General features: G+C 50.0%; 16 protein-coding genes. 12 read left to right on the top strand and 4 right to left on the bottom strand.

Annotation, left to right across the window (positions count from 1 at the left end; all coding sequences use genetic code 11):
* The first annotated feature begins 99 nt into the window (after positions 1 to 99).
* Together H6G50_RS05585 and H6G50_RS05580 are read left to right on the top strand one after the other, a co-directional pair.
* Entirely contained in the window at positions 100 to 1,737 is a 1,638-nt protein-coding gene (locus H6G50_RS05585; protein WP_190714060.1) for a DUF262 domain-containing protein, read from the top strand.
* On the top strand, positions 1,734 to 2,990 hold the full coding sequence (locus H6G50_RS05580) for a HipA domain-containing protein (RefSeq protein ID WP_190714058.1): 1,257 nt from the start codon (positions 1,734 to 1,736) through the stop codon (positions 2,988 to 2,990). The genes H6G50_RS05585 and H6G50_RS05580 overlap by 4 nt, the downstream gene beginning before the upstream one ends.
* Before the next feature lie 103 nt (positions 2,991 to 3,093).
* On the opposite strand, the gene H6G50_RS05575 is transcribed toward H6G50_RS05580, so the two are convergent.
* Positions 3,094 to 3,876 (bottom strand): segregation/condensation protein A, encoded by a 783-nt coding sequence (locus H6G50_RS05575; protein WP_190714056.1) that lies wholly within the window; start codon positions 3,874 to 3,876, stop codon positions 3,094 to 3,096.
* 242 nt (positions 3,877 to 4,118) lie between these two features.
* On the opposite strand from H6G50_RS05575, the gene pdxH reads away from it, so the two are divergent.
* Positions 4,119 to 4,763 (top strand): pyridoxamine 5'-phosphate oxidase, encoded by a 645-nt coding sequence (gene pdxH / locus H6G50_RS05570; RefSeq protein WP_190714053.1) that lies wholly within the window; start codon positions 4,119 to 4,121, stop codon positions 4,761 to 4,763.
* 37 nt (positions 4,764 to 4,800) lie between these two features.
* Here the strand turns inward: pdxH and H6G50_RS05565 are convergent, their stop codons facing one another.
* From H6G50_RS05565 to H6G50_RS05555, 3 genes are all read right to left on the bottom strand, one after another.
* A complete protein-coding gene (locus H6G50_RS05565; protein ID WP_190714051.1) occupies positions 4,801 to 5,118 on the bottom strand; it encodes a DUF3067 family protein in 318 nt (105 codons plus the stop codon).
* A 119-nt stretch (positions 5,119 to 5,237) separates the two neighbouring features.
* The gene (locus H6G50_RS05560; protein WP_190714049.1) at positions 5,238 to 5,927 is read right to left on the bottom strand and encodes a lecithin retinol acyltransferase family protein; all 690 of its coding nucleotides are present in this window, start codon (positions 5,925 to 5,927) and stop codon (positions 5,238 to 5,240) included.
* A gap of 109 nt (positions 5,928 to 6,036) precedes the next feature.
* Entirely contained in the window at positions 6,037 to 6,399 is a 363-nt protein-coding gene (locus tag H6G50_RS05555) for a photosystem I reaction center subunit IV (protein WP_190714047.1), read from the bottom strand.
* A 137-nt stretch (positions 6,400 to 6,536) separates the two neighbouring features.
* On the opposite strand from H6G50_RS05555, the gene H6G50_RS05550 reads away from it, so the two are divergent.
* The 9 genes from H6G50_RS05550 (at position 6,537) to H6G50_RS05510 (ending at position 24,125) form a co-directional block, all read left to right on the top strand.
* Positions 6,537 to 6,839 (top strand): hypothetical protein, encoded by a 303-nt coding sequence (locus tag H6G50_RS05550; protein ID WP_190714045.1) that lies wholly within the window; start codon positions 6,537 to 6,539, stop codon positions 6,837 to 6,839.
* 153 nt (positions 6,840 to 6,992) lie between these two features.
* Entirely contained in the window at positions 6,993 to 7,901 is a 909-nt protein-coding gene (locus H6G50_RS05545) for a cation diffusion facilitator family transporter (protein ID WP_190714043.1), read from the top strand.
* A gap of 165 nt (positions 7,902 to 8,066) precedes the next feature.
* Entirely contained in the window at positions 8,067 to 8,603 is a 537-nt protein-coding gene (locus tag H6G50_RS05540; protein ID WP_190714041.1) for a type IV pilin-like G/H family protein, read from the top strand.
* Positions 8,604 to 8,916: 313 nt separating this feature from the next.
* On the top strand, positions 8,917 to 12,543 hold the full coding sequence (gene ppsA / locus H6G50_RS24050; protein ID WP_190714039.1) for a phosphoenolpyruvate synthase: 3,627 nt from the start codon (positions 8,917 to 8,919) through the stop codon (positions 12,541 to 12,543).
* A 292-nt stretch (positions 12,544 to 12,835) separates the two neighbouring features.
* Entirely contained in the window at positions 12,836 to 13,768 is a 933-nt protein-coding gene (locus tag H6G50_RS05530; RefSeq protein ID WP_199302716.1) for a DUF11 domain-containing protein, read from the top strand.
* Between the two features lie 101 nt (positions 13,769 to 13,869).
* The gene (locus H6G50_RS05525) at positions 13,870 to 14,043 is read left to right on the top strand and encodes a hypothetical protein (RefSeq protein WP_190714037.1); all 174 of its coding nucleotides are present in this window, start codon (positions 13,870 to 13,872) and stop codon (positions 14,041 to 14,043) included.
* Complete coding sequence (locus H6G50_RS05520) at positions 14,043 to 18,188, top strand: hypothetical protein (RefSeq protein WP_190714035.1); 4,146 nt, start codon at positions 14,043 to 14,045, stop codon at positions 18,186 to 18,188. The genes H6G50_RS05525 and H6G50_RS05520 overlap by 1 nt, the downstream gene beginning before the upstream one ends.
* Before the next feature lie 65 nt (positions 18,189 to 18,253).
* Positions 18,254 to 19,903, top strand: a complete 1,650-nt coding sequence (locus H6G50_RS05515) for a right-handed parallel beta-helix repeat-containing protein (RefSeq protein WP_190714033.1) — start codon at positions 18,254 to 18,256, stop codon at positions 19,901 to 19,903.
* A gap of 1 nt (position 19,904) precedes the next feature.
* A complete protein-coding gene (locus tag H6G50_RS05510) occupies positions 19,905 to 24,125 on the top strand; it encodes a DUF11 domain-containing protein (protein WP_190714031.1) in 4,221 nt (1,406 codons plus the stop codon).
* Positions 24,126 to 24,128: the final 3 nt, after the last annotated feature.

Below are 24,128 nucleotides of genomic sequence, written 5' to 3'. Positions count from 1 at the left end.
TTTGAGTCTGACGGGGAGAAGGGGAGACGGGGGGACGGGGAGATCGAGGATACCCAATTTAGATGCGTCTTAGCTTAATTGAGGTCTTTATGAAAAATCATGACTGGATCGGCAAAAAGTAGGCTTCACCTCCAAGCAGAAACTCTTACAGTTGAGGGATTAATTCGTCAAGTTAAGCGTGGCTTAATACGAGTTCCTGATTTTCAGCGTCCACTTCGATGGGAATCAGAGGATGTGAAATTGTTTTTTGACAGCATTTATCAGGGTTATCCTGTTGGCTCTTTTTTAATGAGGCGAGCGTATGCTCCCGCTTCTGTAATAAAATATGGCCCTGTTAAAGTTGATGCACCAGAGTCAAATTCAGCATTGTGGGTTGTCGATGGACAGCAACGATTGACCGCCCTTACGGCTGGCTTGGCGCGGAATGAAGAGATGCCAACAACTCCCGATGATGCTTGGGTTCTCTACTTTGATGCGAAAGAACAAAAATTTCAGGTTCCACCCAAAAGTGGTGTTTTTCCCTCAACATGGATACCTGTTACACAGTTATTAGATGCGTCAGCCCTAAGCGAGTGGGTTTTTAATTGGGATCGCGGCAAAGATCTAAATCTACGAAAGTCTGTTTTCGAGGCTGGAACGCGAATTCGTCAGTACGAAATTCCACTTTATGTTGTTGAAACAGGAGACGAGGAGCTTCTTCGAGATATCTTTTACCGAATCAATGATTCAGGCAAAAAGATGAAATGGGAGGACATCCATGATGCACTTTTTGGGCGAAAGTCGGATGAACCATCTACCCTTAGCGGTTTAGCCGATGAATTGAAGGCTCTTGGTATTGGTCGGCCTTCAGAAGATCAACTGCTTTCTGCCATTATTGCTTTTAAAGGTTTAGATGCTACCCGAAGTATTTCAGAGCATTATCGTCGAGATACTGAGATCCTTCGTGATGCAGTCAGTGATGCCTTACCCGCACTTAGGCAAGTCCTCATTTTCCTCAAAACACACGCCGAAATTCCTCATCTTAGACTACTACCACGTTCACTTCCATTTTTTGTTCTTACAAGGTTCTTTGGTCTTTATCCAGAACCCAATAGTAGAACAATAAACTTACTTGTTCGGTGGACGTGGCGAACTTTATTGGAAATAAAGTCAGTTGATGAGAGAACCTTACTTCGTCATAGCCTAGATGCTATTAAGGAGGGGAATAAGCCAGAACGAACTATGCAAAAGCTGTTAAACGAGCTCCCTCGCACAAAACGAGTAAGTTTCACGTTGCCACAAAAATTTGACGCGCGTGCAGCCGATAGTCGTATTGTTCTTGTAGCTTTAAGCTCACTGCATCCACTTAACCCTGAAAATGGAAAACTGATTGATATTGCCAACCTAATTGAGGAATACGATCTCAACGCCTTCCAAAAAATCATCTCATTTGCTACTGAAACAACTCATAGTCCATCAAACCGTATTCTCTTACCTCCTATCTCCGGAGGAGTCCGAAAACAGCTTGTTGAACTGATGCGTAAGAAAGAATTAGATTTGAAAATACTTAAATCGCATTGCATCGATCGAGAAGCAGCAAATCTTCTCATCAATGATAAATTCGAGCAATTTTTATCACGCAGAAGCAAGATACTTACAGATACAGTTGATTTTTTTAGTTCGCGCTTGGCAGCTTGGGGTGAAAACGATCGACCAAGCATTAGCTATATCTTGCAACAAACAGGAGAAGAGGAGTGACCATTACTTTAGGAGTCGGTCTTCATGGAAAAATAATTGGCTATCTGAGTCAGACGACAAGAGGGCAGATCGCATTTCGCTTCACTGAATCCTATTTGTCAATGTCAGATCGCCCCGTACTAAGCCAGTTTTTCGAGGACGATCTTTCCCGCACTTACTATGGCAAGGATCGCTTACTGCCTTCATTTTTTGCTAATTTAATTCCGGAGCCTGGTGCATTACGGGAGCTTATCGAAAATAATCTAGGAGTTAGTCCGGGCGACGATCTGGCTTTATTGGAGGCTGTTGGACGTGACTTGCCTGGTGCAGTGGAGATCGTTCGTGTAGATGGAGATGATTTACCAGTTCAAGAAGACTTAGAAGTCTCTGCATATGTAGCAGATCGTGAAGATGTTCTGAAAAACAAGGAACCTGGACTTCGATTTTCATTAGCTGGTGTCCAAATGAAATTCTCTGTTTTACGCGATCCAGACAGGATAACACTGCCTGCAAGCAATCAAGATGGTGAATGGATTGTCAAACTAGGATCTGCACGCTTTCCATTTACTGTCGAGAATGAATATGCCATTATGCAGTGGGCAATGTCTGCTGGGTTTGATGTGCCTGAGTGTCACATACAAAATACCGAAACAGTTAGCGGTTCTCTGAGGAAGTATACTGACTTTGGGGATCGAGTCTTTGTGATTCGTCGGTACGACAGGCAAGCAGGACTCCGCATTCATCAAGAAGACTTTGCCCAAGTTACTAGCAAATTACCGAAACTCAAATATGACCACATTAAGTACGAGCAGTGTGCAGCTTTAGTCAAAATGTTGGTCGGGGATGATGCCTATTTTGAGTTTATCCGTCGGCTAGTATTTACAATTGCTTCGGGAAATGCAGACGCTCATCTCAAAAACTGGTCTTTTGTCTATTGGGATGGTCGGAACCCAAGCCTTGCACCAATGTACGATCAAGTTTGCACAATTGCATGGCCAGATCTTACCTCTGAGTTAGCTCTTAAACTGGCAGGTACAAAAAACTGGTTTGCTCTAGAGTTAGGAAGATTTAAATTACTTGCGAAGCGTGCTGGTGCCGATCCAGTAAAGACGACTGAAACGGTTCAAGAAACTTTGGCTCAATTAGTAGATGCGTGGAATAACTCACAAGTCTCAGCTTTGCTCCCACTACCTCATTCACAACGCCTTCAGTGTTTTTGGGGGCGAGCGTTACTGTTGCGCCCATATGTGCTTCAAATGAAGTGGCCTACATAAAGAGCAGAATGAATTCTACTTCTGTGTAAAATTTTGATGCAATCGAATCTACGTGAGCTTAACGAAGCCTGAAACTTAATTATCGAGACCGTCGATCGATAACTCATGGCTCAATACGTCGAATTTGTAGGTCTTGATAAAACTCTTCTTGATGCAGTTCGACTTTAGATTGAGCGGACAAGAGTAAGAGCGCCCAGAATACGCCGACACGATCGCTATTCGGATGTTTGGCGCGGGATTCCTCGCTGGGGCGGTTTGCTTGCACCCACCACCCGAGCAAATCGTCGAGACCGATGCTGGCAAAATCGGGGATGAGTTGGGGGAGTTGCACCGCCAGGAAGCGATCGAGTTGCTGGGCGACTTCAGTGAGATTTTCATCGTGGGCGAGTTGCGCGATCGCGCGGGCAGCTTCGACGCGGGGAATACTAAGACTGCGTTCTGGACGCGATCGCGGCGGGCTAGTCTCCAAAACTGCCGCCATCTGCTGAATCTGCTCGATTAACTCCGCCAGCGTCACGCGACGGCGGCGGGGCGGTGGGGCGCTGGCACGACGGCGAATATGATGCTCTAAACGAGCCGGTAAAGCACGTCCCGCCCCTTCTACGACTTCAAAGTCAAAATCTTCGTCCTCAACCGCTTCCTCCTCCTCTATCGACCGTTCCAGCGTGTTTGCTTTGAGCAATACCAACATCGAAGCCCACAAAAAAGCTTGACCGGATTCGGGCAGATGGGCAGGCGATGCTGTCGCTTCCGCGTTTTGCGGCAAGCCAATTTTACTGAGGTAGCGATCGATGACTTCAATCACTTGGACATCCCAAGGATCGATTTCGCCGCGTTGGGCGAGGTCAAGGAGAACCGCGATCGCTTCTTGTGCTAAGGCAGTCATATCAGCAAATCGTTATCAGCGATCGGCGAACAGTGAATCAATGGTACTCCAAACAAGAAAGAATAGATTGCCCGTAGAGACGTTGTGTACCACGTTTCTACAGATTATTTCGTTCGGTTATTTTCGCCCAGCTAGCGATCGCGCGGAACGTCTTACCGGAAAAGCGAACGCTGTAAAATATACTTACCCCTAATCTCAACCGCGCGCGATCGCGCCTTCTGAACTGCCAACTCTACTAAACCATGACTATTTCTATCGCCGATTTACGCCAAGACTACAGCAAAGCCGGACTGAGCGAAGCCGATAGCGCCGAAAACCCAATCGAGCAGTTTAAAATCTGGTTCGAGCAAGCAATGTCAGCCCAGTTAACCGAACCGAATGCAATGGTACTAGCGACAGCAACAGCGAACGGTATGCCCTCAGCGCGCATGGTTTTGCTCAAAGCCTTTGACGAGCGGGGATTTACCTTTTTCACGAACTACGAAAGCGATAAAGGCAAACAACTCGCCGCCAATCCCCAAGCGGCACTCACTTTTTGGTGGGCAGAACTCGAACGCAGCGTTCGCATTGAAGGACGCATCGAAAAAATATCTGAAACCGAATCCGACGAATATTTCCAAAATCGCCCGCGCGCTTCCCAACTCGGTGCTTGGACTTCCGAGCAAAGCGAAGTAATTCCTGACAGAGAATTGCTAGAAGAGCGTCTCGAACACTTCCGGGAGCAGTATGGTGAGGGTAAAATTCCCCGTCCGCCGCATTGGGGAGGCTATCGCGTTATTCCCAGCGCGATCGAATTTTGGCAAGGTCGCCCCAATCGCCTCCACGACCGTTTGCGCTATCGTTGTCAGGAAGATGGAAGCTGGCTGCGAGAGCGGTTATCGCCCTAGCGCCCTCGGAAATAATATTAAATTGCAGCAAAATCCCTCAGAATTCATCAAGAATCCATTCCGAAGCACGTTCTCCGAGATCGAGGGGAATGCTAACCGCTTTACCCAGGCGCGGACGTTCTCGAGTTTGAGCGATATAGGCGCGAACTTGGCTGTCGCTGCCCCAGGCGTTGAGATACTGGGAGACAGCGTTGAGGTTTTCCATGTATTCTTCTGCGCTTAGGGGAAACGACGCTTGTTCGAGGTACTTCCACATGACTTGGGCGTAGATTTTACCCCTCACTCTCCGCAGTTGGACATCGTAGGAGCATCCCCATTTGTCGAGCAGTAGTTGATGCAATTCCTCTCCAGTCATCGATTGCTCTTTGAACGACGAATCCCTATAGTACCGTTTTTTGTTCCTGGGAATTTTAAAGAACTGAATTGCGATCGCGCTTAAATCCTCCTGTAAGCCTTAATCCCTCACAGAGGATTCTATAAACTCGGCTTCTGGCGGCTATTCTTCAATAAATTTTCCGTCATTGTCGCTAACTGCTGCAACTGCGCCTCCAATTCCTTCGCCTCTTTTTCGTAGCCTTTTTTCCGCGTCAGCGCCGCCCGCGCCAAATCCTCTCGATCTTGTTCGAGCGCCTTAACTGCGACTTGCTGCCAAGTTTTAATTTCTTCCTGCATTCGCTTGTAACGCGGCTGAATATCGTCCCAAACGACTTTAATCTCGGCTAGCGCATCGTTTAACAAGCGTCGAGCGTTTTGCGGATCTGTCTCCCGTATTGCTTCGCGAATCGGTTCGTACCACTCCTCGGCATTAATCAAATCGATCGCGGGGACAAAATCTCGGATTTGAGAACTCTGCGAAAATCCAACTTTACACCACGTTGCGAAATGTTCGCAGTTGTTGAACAGTAAATTGTACTTCCGTTCGCCCAAACGACTTTCAGCGCGTTCCAGGACGACATCGGGGATAAAACTTTTTTGGTACTCGCGCACGTAAACGGGGCGATCGCGCGAAAAGGCTTCGATGGACGTGCGGCGAATCTCAGGCGGGTCTGCTATTTTACTGTAATGAATCACGGTTCCGTCGCCGCAGTCAATCCCGTGATGTTCGTAAAGCCCCTCTAGATTGAAAAATTCCCGGTAAACGTAGATTTGGTCGCCTCTAAGCATCCTTTCTGTATCCTTAATAAAGAGCGTGCTAATTCCACGCCTTCCGAATAAAAAAGCCTCTCATAACCCCAGAGGAATTACGAGAGGCAACCGAATTCTAATTTAAACTCTAACGAGGCTCCGTGCCTTGGTTGGGAGCGCCTTCAACGCCCGTCGTGCCGCCTGCTGCTTCAGCGGCTGCACCCTTTTTAGCACCCGGGCTAGTTGCTGCTTCGCCCGTGCGACGCGCTGCTGCTTCGGTTGGCGTTCCTGTCGTCTTTCCACCCGATTTCGCAGGAGCCGAACCAACAACTTGTAGTTCATCTTCCTTAAAGTTGTTGGTATTAATGCCCGTATAATTCACTTTGTCAAAGCGCACGATTACCGGATAAATAATGCCGCTTTGATCGACAGATGCAACGGTTCCAACATCTTGAAACCAGTAAGACTCCTTACGCAAGACTTTGACTTTAGAGCCGCGTTTGATAGCCATAGATTATCGTCCTTTTTTACAAAATCGCTGAAACAAAGTATAGCCTCGAGTTGACCTCTTTTGTTCAACTCCAACCAAATTCTACTAATGCAAAGACTCGGGCGACTCCATTTAAGTCCTCCCTCGGCATCAGTATTATGACCTGTCCCAGAATCCGCACATCCGTAAGCGTCAAATCTTGCAACAAAACTTTACACGAAGCCGAGAGAAGCGATCGCTTTCTAGGGCAACTCGATGACAGTGAGCGCAAGGAGTTTGGGACAATCGGGAAGGGACGAGGTAAAACTTGCAAGAAGCTTTCCTCGTCCGCGATCGCTCTTTCTCTCCAACCCAGTTCCTATCGTACTCGAGAGAAAGGACGCAACCATCCCCAAAAAGCACTGCACGCCCGGATTTTCTCGACCGTCGCTTCGATCTTTTCGAGAATTTATATCAATTAAGAAGCCAATCCAATAAAATCTTATTGACTTTTAAAAACTTTCAATTAAGAACGTAGAGAATCAAGAAAAGTGGTATAATTTTGCCATATCAAAAAATGGATATTATACCCTTATCGATTATAAGTTTTCCCTTATTAATTTTATCTTAAATTCATGTTGACCGACCGTCGCGCCAAAGTTCGACAGGTATTAATCCTGACGCTAATCCTCAATCTCCTGGTCATGGTACTGAAAGCAGGAGTTGGGTTTTTAACGGGTTCCTTAAGCCTGCAAGCTGACGCTTTACACAGCACGACCGATAGCGCCAACAATATTTTGGGTCTGATAGCAAACCGCTTCTCTTCTCCAGAACCCGATCGCGAGCATCCTTACGGTCATCAGAAATTTGAAGCCCTCGGAGCGCTCGGAATCGCGGTTTTTTTAGGGATTACTTGTTTTGAAATTCTCAAAGGGGCGAGCGAGCGAATTCTGCATGGCGGAAAACCCGCCACGATCTCGGGTTGGGAACTCACAATTTTGCTCCTTGTTTTAGCCATCAACATCTTTGTCGCCCTTTACGAACGCCAAGTCGGTCGGCAGTTAGAAAGCCCCATTTTAATCGCCGATGCCAAGCATACAACAAGCGATATTTGGGTTACGATTATGGTTCTCGGAGGCTTAGTCGGACTGTGGCTAGGTCGTCTTTGGAACCTACCTCAAATGCAATGGCTCGACACGATTTTAGCCATTCCCGTCGCTTTACTCGTATTTCATAGCGGTTGGGAAGTCCTGCAAGATAATATTCCTTGGTTAGTCGATAAAGTCGCGATCGCGCCCGAATCGATTTCTGAAACCGTCATGTCCGTCCCTGGCGTACTCAACTGTCACGATATCGCCTCGCGCGGTTTGTTAGGACGACAAGTTTTTATTGAAATGCACCTGATTGTCGATGCTGAGGACGTGGAAACCGCCCACCAAATCACCGAAGCGGTTGAAGAGCAACTCCTGAAATTCTACAGCCCAGCGCGTATTTCCATTCACGTCGAACCGCCCGATTATCAATCCGATCGCCTCAGTTTTTAACCTCAAAATTCCCAAGATATAGGCTCGTTTTCCACAAAAAGCAGAAATTTTCCACAGAAATTGAGAAGTTTTCCACAGTTGGCTTGAGGCAAGAGTTGTTCGCCCGATCGCGACTCGATAGCTAATAGATTCATCCCTAATTCAACAGAGATACAATCCACGAAGATGAAAGCAAGCAAAAACGTAAAAGTATCGGTTTTCCCTTGGAGTGTTGGGGCAATTGCCATCGTTGCCCTTACCGGATGCAGCCAACGCATAAAGCTGAGAGGTTCCGAATGCAGGCAGAATGCTGGTGCCATTACGCGCGCTCAACAAGCTTATTGGTTAAAAAACAGAAAATTTGCGATCGCGCTATCCCAACTCGGACTCGGAATTTCCGAAACAAACAATCGCTGTCGCTATCTCCTAACAGCGACAAAAACAGCCGCTTTTATTCGCGTTATCCCCCACTCTGCAACGCGAGAAGGAGTTGCCCATTGTTTTTTAGGTGCGTGTTTACCGCCGCAGTCAGTTCCTACAACCAGTTATGCAGCAGGTGTTTTTACGAGTAACGCTCCCCAACCGAACAAACTTTTTTCAGTTCTATGTTATGCCGATGTCGGTTCGGTTGAACTCTCCCTTCCTTCTCTTCAGAATAACCAACCCATTTGCCCTGCTAACACCAAAACCGTACCCTTCTCATCAACTCCCATCGCCCCTTGATTTTTGATTGTGAATAAAACATTCTCCCTCCAACAAAATGTAAGTTTAAACATTACATTCTCAAATGGATTAGAGGTTGGTAAAGTTTTAAGAAAATTTTTTACAAAAACATAACAAAACCGCCACTTTCAAAAAAAGCAAATTAAACTAGAGAGTATAAATACTCAATCGCGATCGCGAAAATCAGCGAAACGTCGGCTATTTCCATCGCGTCGGGCCAAACCTACGGAAAGCTCGAAACTGCGTTAAAGATGCGGTGGATTATCGATCGCGTGTCTATCAAAATCCAAACGAACTATCGGGGGTCAACTTTATGGTGACACTCTCTGTCGAACAAACTTCAAACACTTCCAAAGAACAATCCTTCGTCCTCTGGTTTAAAGAAGTTGGAATCGCCGATGTCGGTTTAGTCGGCGGAAAAAATGCCTCGCTCGGCGAAATGATTCAACAACTTCAACCCAAAGGAATTAACGTCCCCAATGGATTTGCCGTAACCGCTTACGCTTACCGCCATTTTATTGAGGCGAATGGATTAAAAGAACAGTTAGAGAAACTCTTTGCCGATTTAGACGCGAACAATCTTGAAAACTTGCAGAAGCGGGGTAAAAAAGCGCGATCGCTGCTTCGGAATGCACCCTTTCCTCAAGACTTAAAAGATGCGATCGAAACCGCCTACGCCAAACTTTGCCAAATGTACGGCGAAGAAACCGATGTCGCCGTCCGTTCTAGCGCCACCGCCGAAGACTTACCCGAAGCAAGTTTCGCCGGACAGCAAGAAACCTATCTTAACGTCCACGGTGCAAAAGGAGTCGTTCGAGCCTGCCATCGCTGCTTCTCCTCCCTCTTCACCGATCGCGCCATTTCCTACCGCGAAAACAACAACTTCGACCACTTTAGCATCGCCCTTTCTGCCGCCGTGCAAAAGATGGTACGCTCCGATCTCGCCTCCTCCGGCGTAATGTTTTCCATCGACACCGAAACCGGATTTCGTAACGCCGCACTGATTACCGCCGCCTACGGTTTAGGAGAAAACGTCGTTCAAGGAGCAGTTAACCCAGACGAATATCTCGTTTTTAAACCCACACTTTTAGAAGGATTTAAGCCCATTCTCGATAAACGTTTGGGGACTAAAGCCATTAAAATGGTCTACGCGATCGGCGGCTCCAAACTGACGAAAAACGTCGAAGTTCCAGAATCCGATCGCGATAAATTCTGCCTCGAAGATGACGATATCCTGCAACTCGCGCGCTGGGCAGTGGAGATCGAAAATCATTACAGCAGCGTGCGCGGAACCCCTACGCCGATGGATATTGAATGGGCGAAAGACGGGATTACCGGCGAACTTTTCATCGTCCAAGCGCGTCCGGAAACCGTTCAATCCCAGAAATCAGCGAACGTTATTAAAGCCTACGAACTGCAAGAACATAGCAAGATTCTGGCGAAAGGGCGTAGCGTCGGTACGGCGTGCGGACAAGGGAAAGCGCGCGTCATCCTGAATGTCAGCAGTATCAATGCTTTTGAAGAAGGGGAAGTTTTAGTCACCAACCGCACGGATCCCGATTGGGAACCGATTATGAAGAAAGCGAGCGCAATTGTCACCAATCAAGGAGGGCGGACTTGTTTCCACGGCGACACCCAAATTTTGACTCAATTCGGTTTCAAGCGTTTGCAAGAGATTTACGAAAATGGCTATGAAGGCTTATTAACGCTTTCGTTAAATCGGGATACGCATAAAATCGAATGGAAACCGATTATCGATGCGATGAAACGGCGATCGCGTCTCATTGGAACGAGTGTTTCGCAAACCGGACGAGTTCTCGATAACACTCTGCGCCTTACGCCGGATCACAAAATGGTTAATCTGCGCGACGGCGAGTATGTCAAAACGGAAATTCAAGAGATGTTAGCCGCCCGAGAAATGGCGCTCGTTGCCCAACAAATTCCGGCTTTGAACCCCAGCGAAGATAACCCGCGACAACAGCAAGCTTACTTCCTCGGCGGTATGATGACCGATGGTTCGGTGTATCGCACTCGCACCCACGGCGAAGTTCAATTTATCCAGAAGGACGTACCTGAAAAACAAGCGTTCATCGCAGCGATGAATGAAAGCGTTGTCGCGCTGTACGGTAAAGCGTTTAAACCCGTCCTCAAACCCGTTTCTGCCGGTATGATTCGCGGCGAAGTCGTGGCGGGACAAGCAACCGCCTATCGCCTCTACTCCAAGCACGTTGCTAATGATGTTTGGGAGCGCGAGGAAAATATCGTTGCCTTCCTGCTCGAAAGCAGCCCGGAGGTTTGCTATGCTTTCTTAGCAGGCGCGATCGATGGCGATGGCAGTTGGTCGAAGAACCGCATCAACCTTTATATTTCTGACGAACGCCTCCTGCAAGCTATAGTCGTGGCTTGTCTGAAGATTGGTACTGTGCCGCAAGTGACGCGCAATCGGACGATTTACAACGTTCAGATTGTCGAAAAATTAGCTGAAATTTTACAATACACCAAACGAGTTAAAAGTCAAGTCAGTCCCCGAACGATTCAAACCCGTTTCTTCTCTGCCAAACAGATATTAGGCGATCGCGCGTGCGTTGTCGGCGATTTGAAGGCGCGCCAAGAGCGGAACTTGCTCGTTTCCGAACAACAATTGCGAGCGACGGGCGCATTCGAGGCCTTGCTGGCAGGGGATTGGCGAATGCAGCGGATTATTCCGACGCTCCCGGCGGAAGAAAATGATGTTTATAACATCACCGTCGCCGATTTCCACAACTACGTGGTGTTTACGAGCAAATATACGCCCGTGGTGGTTTGTAATTGCCATGCCGCGATTATTGCGCGCGAAATGGGGATTCCCGCGATCGTCGGTTGCGGCGATGCCACCGATGCGGTTCAAAACGGGCAAGATGTAACCATTGTTTGCTCGGAAGGCGACGAAGGTCATGTTTATGAAGGTTTATTGCGCTACGAGATTAAAGAAACGCAACTCGATAACCTGCCGACCACTCGCACCAAAATCTTAATGAACGTCGGCAACCCCGAGCAAGCCTTCTCCTTAGCTAGCTTGCCCGCCGATGGCGTGGGGCTGGCGCGCTTGGAATTTATCATCGCCAATCATATTAAGGCGCATCCCTTAGCCCTAATTCACTTCGACGAATTGGAAGATGAGGGAGCAAAAGCGGAAATTGCGGAACTTACCAAGCGATACTCCGATAAACCCCCATTTTTTGTAGATTTACTAGCTCGGGGAATCGGTACAATCGCCGCAGCTTTTTATCCAAAACCCGTAGTCGTGCGGATGTCCGATTTTAAATCGAACGAGTATGCTAATCTTCTCGGGGGTCGTCAGTTTGAACCTAAAGAAGAAAACCCCATGATTGGGTGGCGCGGTGCATCTCGATACTACGATCCTCAGTACAGTCAAGCTTATGCCCTAGAATGTCAAGCTCTCAAACGGGTGCGCGACGAAATGGGGCTAGCCAATGTTATTCCCATGATTCCGTTCTGCCGGACTCCGGAAGAAGGACGGCGCGTGCTAGCTGAAATGGCGAAACACGGATTGGAACGGGGAAAGAATGGCTTGCAAGTGTACGTGATGTGCGAACTGCCCAGCAACGTCATTCTTGCAGACGAGTTTAGCGAAGTGTTTGATGGATTTTCTATCGGCTCGAACGACTTGACGCAACTAACGTTAGGTCTCGATCGCGACTCTTCATTGGTAGCCCATCTTTTCGACGAACGCAACGAAGGCGTGAAGCGGATGGTGAAAATGGCGATCGCGACGGCAAAAGAAAAAGGTCGTAAGATCGGCATTTGCGGTCAAGCTCCTAGCGACTACCCCGAATTTGCCCAATTCTTGGTCGAACTCGGCATTGACTCAATCAGTCTCAACCCCGATTCGGTCTTAAAAACCTTGTTAATGGTTGCAGAAGTCGAAGGTGCAAACTAAAGGCAAGTTACAGGCTCGATTTTTAACCTCGATCCCCTAACTCGTAGCTGACCTCCATCTAAAACGATGCGATTTTCAACGGGCAATTGTATTGTTAATTGCCCGTTATTGATGCGTTCCGATGTTGCAATTTTAGCGAGATCGGAGAGTTTTTTATGGCTCGAATTAAATCGAGGTTGATTTTCCTCAAAAAAATTAACGCAAAATTATGCAAAATTCAATCGACAATCGGACAGACAGATGTTATTCTGCGATCGAAGTAAAACTTAATTAATAATTTATATCCGTTGTCATGATGATTTTCCGACGGCGGGTGGGCCTGCTGAATCTACCCCTCCTTCTCCTGAGTGTTTTTATATCCAATTTTTTAATATCTAATGGCGCGCCAGTTCTGGCGCAAGATGCAATTAACAATACCGCCTCGGCATCGGGAGACAATTTACCGGCTCCAATCGGGTCGAATACCGTTCGAGTCTTCGCCGACCAAGCGCGCTTAGAACTGATTAAAACAGCCGATCGCGCCGCTGCCGAACCGGGCGATACCGTGGTTTATCGCCTCGCGCTAAGGAATGCCGGAACCGGGCCTGCCAGCCAAATTGTAATTACCGACGCAGCGCCGCTCGGAGTCAACTACATTCCCCGCTCCCTCCAAGGCTCGCTCTCCACGCGATCGGGAACCAATGCCATTACCTTAACGCCAGCAACCCTATCCGGAAGAACGGTTACATTTATTTATCCGCGTTTAGATGCCGGTCAAACTTTAAACATTATCTATGCTGCGGAAATTACCCCCGATGCCGTGCGGGGAACGGGGAGAAATACCGCCCAAGAACGTCGCAGCAATATTGCAACATTTCTGTTAAGAATTCGACCCGGTATTTTGTCCGATTGCGGCACAATTATCGGTCGCGTTTTTGTCGATAAAAACTTCGATGGCGAACAACAACCGGGAGAGTCGGGCGTTCCCAATGCCGTTATTTTCTTGCAAGACGGCAACCGGATTACAACGGATGCTAACGGCTTATTCTCAATGGCAAATGTTGTCGCCGGACCGCAGACCGGAACATTAGATTTAACCAGCTTGCCGGGATATACCTTAGCCCCCAACCTCTACTTTATCGAACGCAATAGTCAATCGCGCTTAGTGCGTTTAGAACCGGGCGGATTAGTCCGCATGAATTTTGCGGTCACGCCAGCTTCCGGCGAAGGACAGGAGCAAAATTGAAGATTACCAAAGATTCTGAAATTAGATCGAGCGATCGCTGAATATCTACCCCTCGGGACTAGCCCCGATTTCGATTGCAAACCAGGAGCGCTTTACCGCATATGTCCGATATTTTTCCCACTTCGCTGCAACGCGAGATCTTTTTCCTATTTAAGCCTAGCCTTCGGGTCGGGCGAAATCGCTATGGCTGTCGCGGGTTTGGGCTTGTCCGAACCGTTAGCGACGGTCGCTCTCGTCCTGCGGCATCGCGGGCATCTTTGTCGGAGGTTGAATAATGAACGGTAAACTGCTGCACGACCTTCAATATTTTTGGAGGGTACATCGCCATCGAGGAATGCTTTCGGTTTTATTAGTGAGTTCTGTCTTGCTGTTCGCTGTTAAAAGTGAAGCGAATAGTGCTGAAGAAACGTTGAGTGACGAATCGCTCCCTGAAGCAAGCGATTTATTGAATGTTGAGTTAGAACCCGCTGAAACGCAGCCCAAAGTGTTAGCACAAAGCACGCCATTGCAAGTTTCCCGACCTGCGGAAATGCAACCGGAAGTGTTAGCACAAAGCACGCCATTGCAAGTTTCCCCACCTGCGGAAACACAGCCCGAAGTTCTAGTACAAGGCACTCCATCGCAAGTTTCCCCACCTGCGGAAACCGCTCAGAACGAGCCATCCTTTCCCCTACCGGCAATACCCCCAGAACCGCTACCCAGTCCGGCGATCCCCGCAACGCCCGCCAGTATCCAGCAACCCCTGCGGATTTTAGCGCCGGAAACGGGAACGAGCAAAGAACGCAGCACGAACCTGATTATTCAGTATGCCACCGGCAGCGCGATCGCAGTTCGCATCAACGGTAACGAACTTTCTTCGGAAACAGCGACTACGACGGAAGCCGGAGAAAACAACACCACAACGCAGGTGTTTTATAGCCTTCCGCTTAAAAGGGGCGACAACGAAATTAGCGTCTCGGCAAACGGCGGCGCGCCAGAAATCGTCAAACTCCGAGTAGAAGAATCGCTCGTTAAAGTCGAACTCGTTCCCCTCGGCAATCCGCAGATTCCCGCCGACGGACGCTCGACGATTGAGTTAGAAGGAACGATAACCGATGAAGACGGCGCGCTCTTGAGCTCCGACGCGATCGTCACCCTCAGCACCAGCGCCGGGGAATTCCTCGGCCCCGACTACGACGAAGACGAACCGGGTTTTCAGACTCTCGTCACAGATGGTCGATTTCGCGCCCAACTCAAATCCAGCTTAGAAGCGCAAAGAGTTAAAGTTCGGGCAGCCCTTTACAAGCTCGGCAACCGCACCGACTTTACCCTACAAAGAGGACAAAGCGAAGCCGACCTCGAAACTTACGCGAACGTCGAATTCATCACCAACCTGCGCCCCTCCCTCGTCTCCGGTTATGTCGATTTCCGCATTGGATCGGCAGGAACGAATTATTGGGGCAGTCGCAGCCTCTTCCTCAACCCCGATCTGATGGAAGAAGGCTATCGCGCCGATCTCAGCGGTGCGATGTTCGCCACGGGTTCTCTAGGAGAATGGCTTTTTACCGGCGCAGTGAATAGCGAGCGCCCCCTCAACCAAACCTGCGACGGGATTACGCGCCTTTTCCGGGGGCCGCAATTTTGCGAACAGCAATACCCCGTTTATGGGGACAGTTCCACCGTCGATTACACCACCCCTTCGATTAACAGCTTCTACGCCCGCATCGAGCGGACTTCTCCGGTGCAAGGGGCGGGGAGCGACTACTTTATGTGGGGCGATTATCGCACGCAAGAATTTGCTCGCGCTTCCCAGCAATTTACCGGAATTACAAGGGAATTAAACGGCTTTAAGAGTAATTACAACTTGGGGAACCTGCAACTGAGTACCTTATTCAGCCCCAACGCCAAAGGCTTTCAGCGAGATACGATCGCGCCAGACGGAACCAGCGGTTATTACTTCCTCTCCCGACGCAACCTCGTTCCCGGCGGCGAAACCCTCTTCCTAGAAACCGAAGAAATCAACCGTCCCGGTACGGTACTCGATCGCAAACAACTCTATCGCGGTCCCGACTACGAAATCGACTACGATCGCGGTACGATCCTCTTCCGTCGTCCCATGTTCCAAAGCGGGATCGAAGCCACCGAAGGCAGACAACTCGCCGTAACGCGCCGCATCGTCGCCACCTATCAATACGAAGGTAACGGCGAACAAACCTTCATCTACGGCGGACGCGCCCAATATAACTTCTCCTTCGATACCGAAGCCCCAGCTTGGCTGGGTGCAACCTACTATAAAGAAGATCTCAATGCCCAGGAATATACCCTCTACGGTGCAGATTTCCTGGTTGGGTTGGGCAAGATTCCCGGAACAAACGTCGATCGCGGCCGTATTATTGGAGAATACGCCCATAGCGACGCGAATAACCTCTCCCTGTTAGGCGGAAATAGCACCTTTGCCCTCGCCAACGACCAAACCCTCAACCCCACTGTTAATCGTACTGGCAGCGCTTACAGACTCGAATTCCAGGGCAATCTGAGCGAATACATAACCGCCAAGGCTTATTATCGTTCCGTCGAAGCCAACTTTATTAACAATGCCACCATTTCCTATACCCCCGGACAAACGCGCTACGGCGGCGAAATCGCAGCGCAGTTAAGTCCAGCAACGACGGTGCGCGGTAGCTACGAGTTCGAGGAAAACTTCGGGTATTCGTCGCTGGTGCGAACCGGACAGTTCGATTTGTTTAATCCCCTCTACGACTTATTCAGTCCTTCTGCGGAAGCGCCGCGCGGTGCGCCCGTGAATAACGAACTGCGAACCCTCCGCGCTGGCGTGCAGCAAAAAATCGGGCGGGCGGATTTAGGAGTCGAATACGTCAGCCGCCTGCGAACCGACGATGCAGGGAGTACCTTCGACAGTAACAGCAGCCAAATCGTCACTAACCTGCACGTACCGATTATATGCGCTACAGAGCGGTGGTCATCTGGCGAGGAAACCTCACCGACCCTAAAAGATATAGAGGAAGGCAATTGCGATAGTTCTATCCTTGCGTTCCGCGCTCAAAACGAAACCAACATTAGCGGGAACGATCCCCTTTATCCCAACCGTACCACCGTCGGACTCGATTGGGTTCCGCAACCCGGAACGACGATTCGCCTCGCCCAACAGTTTATCAGCGGCGGGTTATTGGGCGATCGCTCCCTCACCAGTTTGAGTACCCAAAGCGAGCGCAAATTCGGGGAAGATACGACAGTAACGAGTCGGTATTCGATCCTCAGCGGGATTGATGGGGTAATGGGCGAAGGCGCGATCGGTTTCAATCATCGCATGACGCTCGCACCGGGATTGCGCGCCAGCGTCGCTTACGAGCGAATTTTCAGCGAATTTACCGGCGATACTGCCGCCGGATCGAGATTCGTCCAGCCTTACGCCTTCGGACAAAGCGCCTCTTCTCTGGGAATGACAAGCGGCGATTCCTACAGTGTTGGCTTAGACTATACCGCCAGCCCGGATTTCAAAGCTTCCGCTCGCCTCGAGCAGCGTTTCAGTTCCTACGGCAACAATACAGTCATCAGTGCGGCGGCGGCCGGAAAAATTTCGCCCGCATTAACGGGGTTGTTGCGCTTCCAACAAGCGAGTTCGGCGACACCCTACCTCCAGGATTTAGGGCCGACAGCAACCTTACGCTTGGGTTTAGCTTACCGCGATCCCAACGACGATCGCTTTAATGCCCTCTTGCGCTACGAATATCGCAGCAACCCCACCAATATTCCCGAAACGCTGCTTGTGACTAGCGGCAGTTCGACGGTGGATCATGTGTTAGCAATGGAAGCGATTTACGCTCCGAACTGGCAGTGGGAATTTTACGCCAAGTACGCGCTGCGGAACAGTACGACGTTTTTAGCGAATAATTTTAGTAATACCAGTTTCCTGCATTTGGGGCAGGTGCGAGCCACCTATCGCTTTGCTTATCAGTGGGATGCAACGCTCGAAGCGCGGGCGATCGGTCAACCGACGGCTGGGTTCACGGAATTGGGCTGGGCGGCGGAATTGGGCTTTTATCCGATTCCGGATCTGCGCGTTGGAGTGGGTTATGCCTTCGGTAGCGTGGACGATCGCGATTTTAGCGGCTACCGTTCCAAAGATGGGATTTACTTCGGCGTAACGCTGAAGGTGAACGAACTGTTTGGCGGATTTGGGCGACAAGAAGTGGTTCCGCCGCAGCAGCGCCAATCGGAAGTCCAACCCGTCGCGGTAGAAGAAACAAAAACCCGCAGTGCGGCAATGGGACAAATGCAGCGTTGGTTCCAAAGCGAGGGGCAAAACGATACGATACAGGCTCGAAAAACACCTTTGGGCGCTATGTTGAGTTGGTTGAACGATCGCGCTCGCCCGCTGGAAGTCGCCGGAATTGTTGGGTCGTCAGGAGTGGAAAAATGAGGAATAATTACCAATCCCGAATTACGAATTACGAATTACGAATTACAAACTATAAAACCTGGTTTTTGTCAATACTGTTTTGGGGATTAGTTTCGGGGAATGCGGTCGCGCAACCGGGAAACTTGGAAGTGAGGGTAAATAGCAATCGCGATCGCGTCGCAGCGGATGAAGAACTCACTTTGCGCGAAGCGATCGCAATTCTCAACGGCGCGCTGCCCCTAGAAGAGTTGAGCAATAGCGAACAAGCGCTCGTCACGCCAGCCAACGGAAGCAGGATTAGCTTTAACTTACCGCCGGGACAAACGAAGATTGAGTTAGAAGAAGAACTTCCCGCGATCGCAACGCCCGGTGTATTGCTCGACGGAACCTCGCAAGCAGGATACGACAAGGAAAAGTTAGAATCCAGCGAAATTCCCGTTCCCGTCGTCGTTATAACTCCCACTCCCGGAAAACAAATCGCGCGGGGACTGATTATTGCCGCCGATAACACTACCGTGCGCGGTTTAAGTGTTTATGGGTTTAGCAATCCTTCTAACCCACTCCTCCAAAGTTACCAAGATTTAATTACACCCGGGCGCGTCACGGCAAAAACGCCCCCCGGCGATATTTTTATTACCCATCGAACTCCGCCCGAAATTCGCATCCTGCGCGGCGTTCCCGAAGGCGACTTTCCCTTCGACGACGATGGAAAATACGACATTCCGCCGAAAAATGTTGTCATTGAAAATAATTATTTAGGCTCTTCGGAAGTCCGTTCCGCCTTTGGGGTTTATGTTTTTGATGGCATCGATGCAACGATACAGCGCAACCGCATCGCTTATCACAGTGGCAGCGCGATCGTAACTAGCGTTCGGGCGAATAACTTAAAAATTCAGGGCAATGTATTAGAAAATAACGGTTCTGGCGGAATGCCGGATGCGATTCGGCTCGAAGGGGTTGTAGGGGGGACAGCGATCGCGGACAATATCATTCGCAACAACGCCGGTAGCGGAATTTACGTTTTTAAACCCGACGGGGCAGTGGAAATTCGCAATAACGAAATTACCAACAACGGACAGCGCTATAAACGCGCCGCCATCTTCCTCACGGGAAGTAGACATCAAGTGACGGGGAACCGCATTTCCACCCAACCCGGGCCTGGAGTTGCCGTGGCTGTATTTCCCGACGGCGATCGCATCAAAATTACCAACAACCAATTTAGCAACCTTCAGGGATTAAATATCGACCTCGTAGCGCAACAAAGAACTGGCGTACAGGATTATCAAAGCGGCGACGGACGCAACCCACTGCTGGGTTTAGAGCGCGTTCGGCAGTACGGACAACTGGTTGCTGGATATACGGGCGACTCATTCTTCACGCGCGAACGCCGCCGCCAAATTGCGAACTACGGGGTTAATGCGCCGCAGTTCGCCAGTCGCGAATTTTATCTTACGCCTTCCGGGACAGCGACCGTTTTAGGGAGGGCAGAACCGGGGGCAGAAATTGAAATGTATCGAATTAGTGAGAATAGTGGGGGAGAAGGAGTAATGAGCGTGCCGATTGGGAAAACAACCGCCGATGAAACGGGACAATTTCGGATAGTTTTGGAAGGGGTGCGATCGGGCGATAAACTAAGCGCGACAGCAACGCATCCAGAATGGGGAACCTCTGAAGACGCGATCGCGGTTCAACTGCGCGCCCTTCCCGGTACAAGCAGCATGGGAGGAGGTCGATAGTATGAAACCGATAAAACGCTTAAATCCGCGCGATCGACATCAAATGGGTACAAAAAAATCTTCCCTTGCAACCTCCAAAAACGCACTGTGGGCAATCCCAGCCCTAGCAACCTTATTCCTCAGCGATCCGGTTTTTTCCCAAGTTATCGACTGGGATAAGGAAACCTGGCCGACGGGAAGCACTAGCAAAACGTTTAGCAATATCGGATGTCCCGGCAATCAAAAAGATGTAACTTTTACCTTTTCCGGAAGCGATCTCGACCCCACTTCGCCAAGTATACAGTCTAATATAGGCCCCACCGCTGCCCCCGATGGAAAAAGTCTTTTGTTCCTAATGGCTGGCGGCAATCGCAATCGAACGACTACTCTTAATATTACCTTTAGCTCTCCCGTTGTCCTTGGCAAGCTCCGAGTTCACGATATTGATACTAGAGAGTCAAGAGTAACTGGCGAAACCACCGCTACGAGTCTCTCTCGCCTTTGGGTCGATGAAGTTGAAATTTCGGGAAATAGTGGAAGTGTGATTCCAACCCTCGCTCCCGATCGAACAGTTAATGCACCCCCTATTCCCGCTCCACCTTACAATCCTCCTACTATTTTTAATCAGCCTCCCAACCCTTTCCCTTACCGCACACTACCACTACAAGCCGATCGAATTCGGAATGAGAGTGCTGTAGTCATCAATCCCAACTTCCCAGCAGGGAACGTCGCAACGGGTGTTGGTGAGGCACTCGCCCAAGATGGAAGTAATGCTACTGCTGAAGGGAGTATTACTGCCGACTTTGGAATTAATGCTCTGAGTAGCATCCAACTGATTTATCGCAATGCTGCTATCTCGCCAGCAACTGGTACAGGATTGGCTACAGTAAAGCAAGGTATCAGCATCGGCGACCTCGACTTCGCCAACCCCTGCATCGGTGTCGCTAAACAGGCAGGTCCCGTAACCGAAACAGTCGCCGGTTCTGGAATCTATACAATTCCCTACACCCTAACTGTGAGAAACCAGGGTAACAAAGACCTTACAAACGTTCAAGTTACGGAAAACTTTGCTTCTCAATTTGGTTTAGCCCTGGGTACGGCTCCGCTACAGCCCGGGCAGTACCGCATTACTGCCGGACCCACCGCCGCCGCACCTTTAACACCAAATCCGGGCTTTAACGGCAGTACCGACACCAATATTCTTAACGCAGCGAACAGCACCCTAGCTCGCGATCAGACTCAAACAATAACGCTGACCGTAGAGGTTCGTCCGCCGAGTAATACCCCAATACTCTTGAACAACCAAGTCACGGCAAACGCTGCTTATACTCCGCCGAATGGTTCGCCGATTACCGTCACCGATAAATCCAATAATGGCCCTAATCCCCCTACAGGCAACCCAGGCGCTCCCGGTGGCGATACTCCTACCCAAGTCGCAATTCCCCCTGGCAGTTCTATCCCGCAAATTGGTGTTGCTAAAGCGAGTAGTGCGCCTCAACCTGTCGCCGGTCAACCCGGAGTTTTTGACATTACTTACACTCTCGTCGTCCAAAATGAAGGAAACGAAGCCCTAAATAACGTTCAGGTCGTCGAAAACTTTGCAGGTATTCTTCAACCGGCAAATGCTCCGGATCCAATTTGGTCGAGTCTCGCCTATACAAATAGTACCAGCCCTCTGATAGGACAGTACACCATTGTCACTCCCCCGACTGTTGGCGGCTCTCTGACAGTACCCAACGGTGGGTTTACCGGCAGTGGTGCTGCTCCCGGTATCAACCTGCTTGGAGGGGGAAATACTTTAGCCGTCGGTGCCAGCGGCACGATTACCTTTACCGCCCGAGTCCGCCCCAATCCTAGCCTGCTTCCCGGCAACCTCAATAACCAAGTCGCCGCCAGCGGCACAGGTGCGACGAGCGGCCAGCCAACCACTGATTTATCGGTGAATGGCGCGAACCCCGACGCAAACGGCAATGCTAGATCGAACGACGATACCGGCCCAACACCCGCACCCCTTCCCGGCGTTGCTCAGCCCGACCTGCCGAAACTGGGGGTTGCGAAAGTTGTCGGGCTGGCTCGGGATATCGGAAACGGTATTTATGAAGTTCCCTATACCATTCGCGTCCAGAACTATGGCGGTGCTAGATTAACCAACATCCAAGTGGAAGAAAACTTTGCCGGTCCGATTCCGCCATCGAATCAAGTCGATCCCGGTTGGTCGAGTTTGGGCTACACGCCGAATGCAAATCCAGGTTCCGGTCAGTATACCGTCATTAGCACCACCGCTACGGGATCCTTAAGCGGCAATGGGACTTTTACCGGCAGCACGAGCGGTAGCATTAACTTACTCAACCCAGCAGGAAGCAGTTTAGACATCGGGCAAAGCGAGACGATTAACTTTGTTGTCCGAGTCCATCCAGCCAATCTTCCCGTTACGCTCAACAACCAAGTTCGCGCCAGCGGGATCGACCCCAATAATCCCAATACGCCTGTAACGGACGATTCTACTTTCGATCCTAACGACCCCAGTAGCACCAATCCGGATACGAATGGCAACGGCAACCCCAACGACGATACTCGTCCCACGCCCCTGCTTTTGCCGCCCATTCCCACACCTCTGATTGGGGTCGGTAAGAGTGCGACAAATGCGATCGATGCAACGCCAGCCGATCCTAACGACGGTCTGTTCAATATCACGTATGCCATCTCAGTACGCAATGCGGGCAACGTAGATTTAACCAACGTTCAACTCGCGGATGATTTCGCTTCTCAGTTTGATTTGATGTATGTACCGGGAGCGCCGGGAGTCGGACAGTATACGATTATTGCTCCTCCTTCGACCTCAGCGCCGCTGACCGCGAATGGTAGCTTTACGGGTAGCGACGCGAATACGGGTTTGCTCAATGCAGCAGGCAGTACCTTAGCGATTGGTCAAAGCCAAATTCTAACCGTCGGCGTGCAGGTCAATCTCGACCCGGTGAACTTCCCCTTCCTGTTGGATAACCAAGTTAAGGGGACGGGAACCGGCGGCGGTCAAGAAGTTAGCGACTTATCCAACGACGGGACGAACGGGCAAACGCCTAATAATCCCAATCCCGATCCCGATGGCGATGGCGACCCTACCAACAACAATATTCCGACGCGGGTTGCTTTGCCGCTCAATCAGCCGATTCCTCGGATTGGAACCTCTAAAGATGCGCCCGATACCGCTCCCCCGATTGTCGATTTAGGGGACGGTCGGTATAACGTTCCTTATACGATTGTGGTGGAAAATGCGGGAACGGATGACCTGAACAACGTCCAAGTTACGGAGAATTTTGAGGCGGCAGATCCGTTGGGTTTCGGTTTGACTTATACGGCGGGAACGCCCGCACGCGGTCAATTTACCTTAGTCGGCACGCCGAGTACGTCAAATCCGTTGAGAATTAATCCAACGTTTACAGGCAGTCCTAGCGGCAGCATCAACCTTTTGGATGCGGCAAATAGTACGTTACCCATCGGTCAACGACGGGAGATTAATTTCGTCGTCCAGGTTTTCCCCACGTCGATTCGGGCGATCTTAAATAACCGAGCGCAAGCAACGGGAACGGGCGTACAGAGCCAAGAAAGGGTGGCTGATGATTCTGTTGACGATTTGAGTACGACCCCCGGAAACAGTTTGAATCCCAACAATTACACCCGTTCTACGCAAGTTGAGCTTCCGCCGCGCAGTCTCTCTACGGGTGGCAATTTTGTCCTCGTGAAGCGGATTACGAATGTGACGCGCAACGGTCAGGCTATAGCCGGACTTGATTTCACTACGTTTACCGACGATCCGAGCGATGCTAACGATAATACGCTTAATAATACTTCTCTGAAGCCGGTTGGTTTGCTGGAGGTGCAAGGGTTGCAAAGTGGCGATGAGGTCGAATATACGGTTTACTATTTGGCTGCGGGAAATCAGCCGGTGGCGAATGCGCGAGTCTGCGATTTAGTACCGGAACGGACGACGTTTATTCCGAATAGTTTTGGTGGGGATAGCGGTATTTTGTTACGTCAAGGAACAGCGGAAACTTCACAGACAAATTCAGCGGATGGAGATAATGGTCAGTTTTTCTCGCCACTCGCGCCGGTGAATTCGATTATTCCGCCTTGTCCGACGGGTACGACGAATCCGAATGGGGCGGTGTTCTCGAAGTTGGGCAATATTCCCAATTCGGGGCCGAATCAAACGGGATTTATGCGATTCCGGGTTCGCATCGATTGAGGA

The organism is Oscillatoria sp. FACHB-1406, assembly GCF_014698145.1.
Lineage (GTDB): Bacteria > Cyanobacteriota > Cyanobacteriia > Cyanobacteriales > Spirulinaceae > FACHB-1406.
The sequence above is the reverse complement of the archived record's forward strand: the minus strand, read 5'-3'. Positions and strand labels throughout refer to the sequence as shown.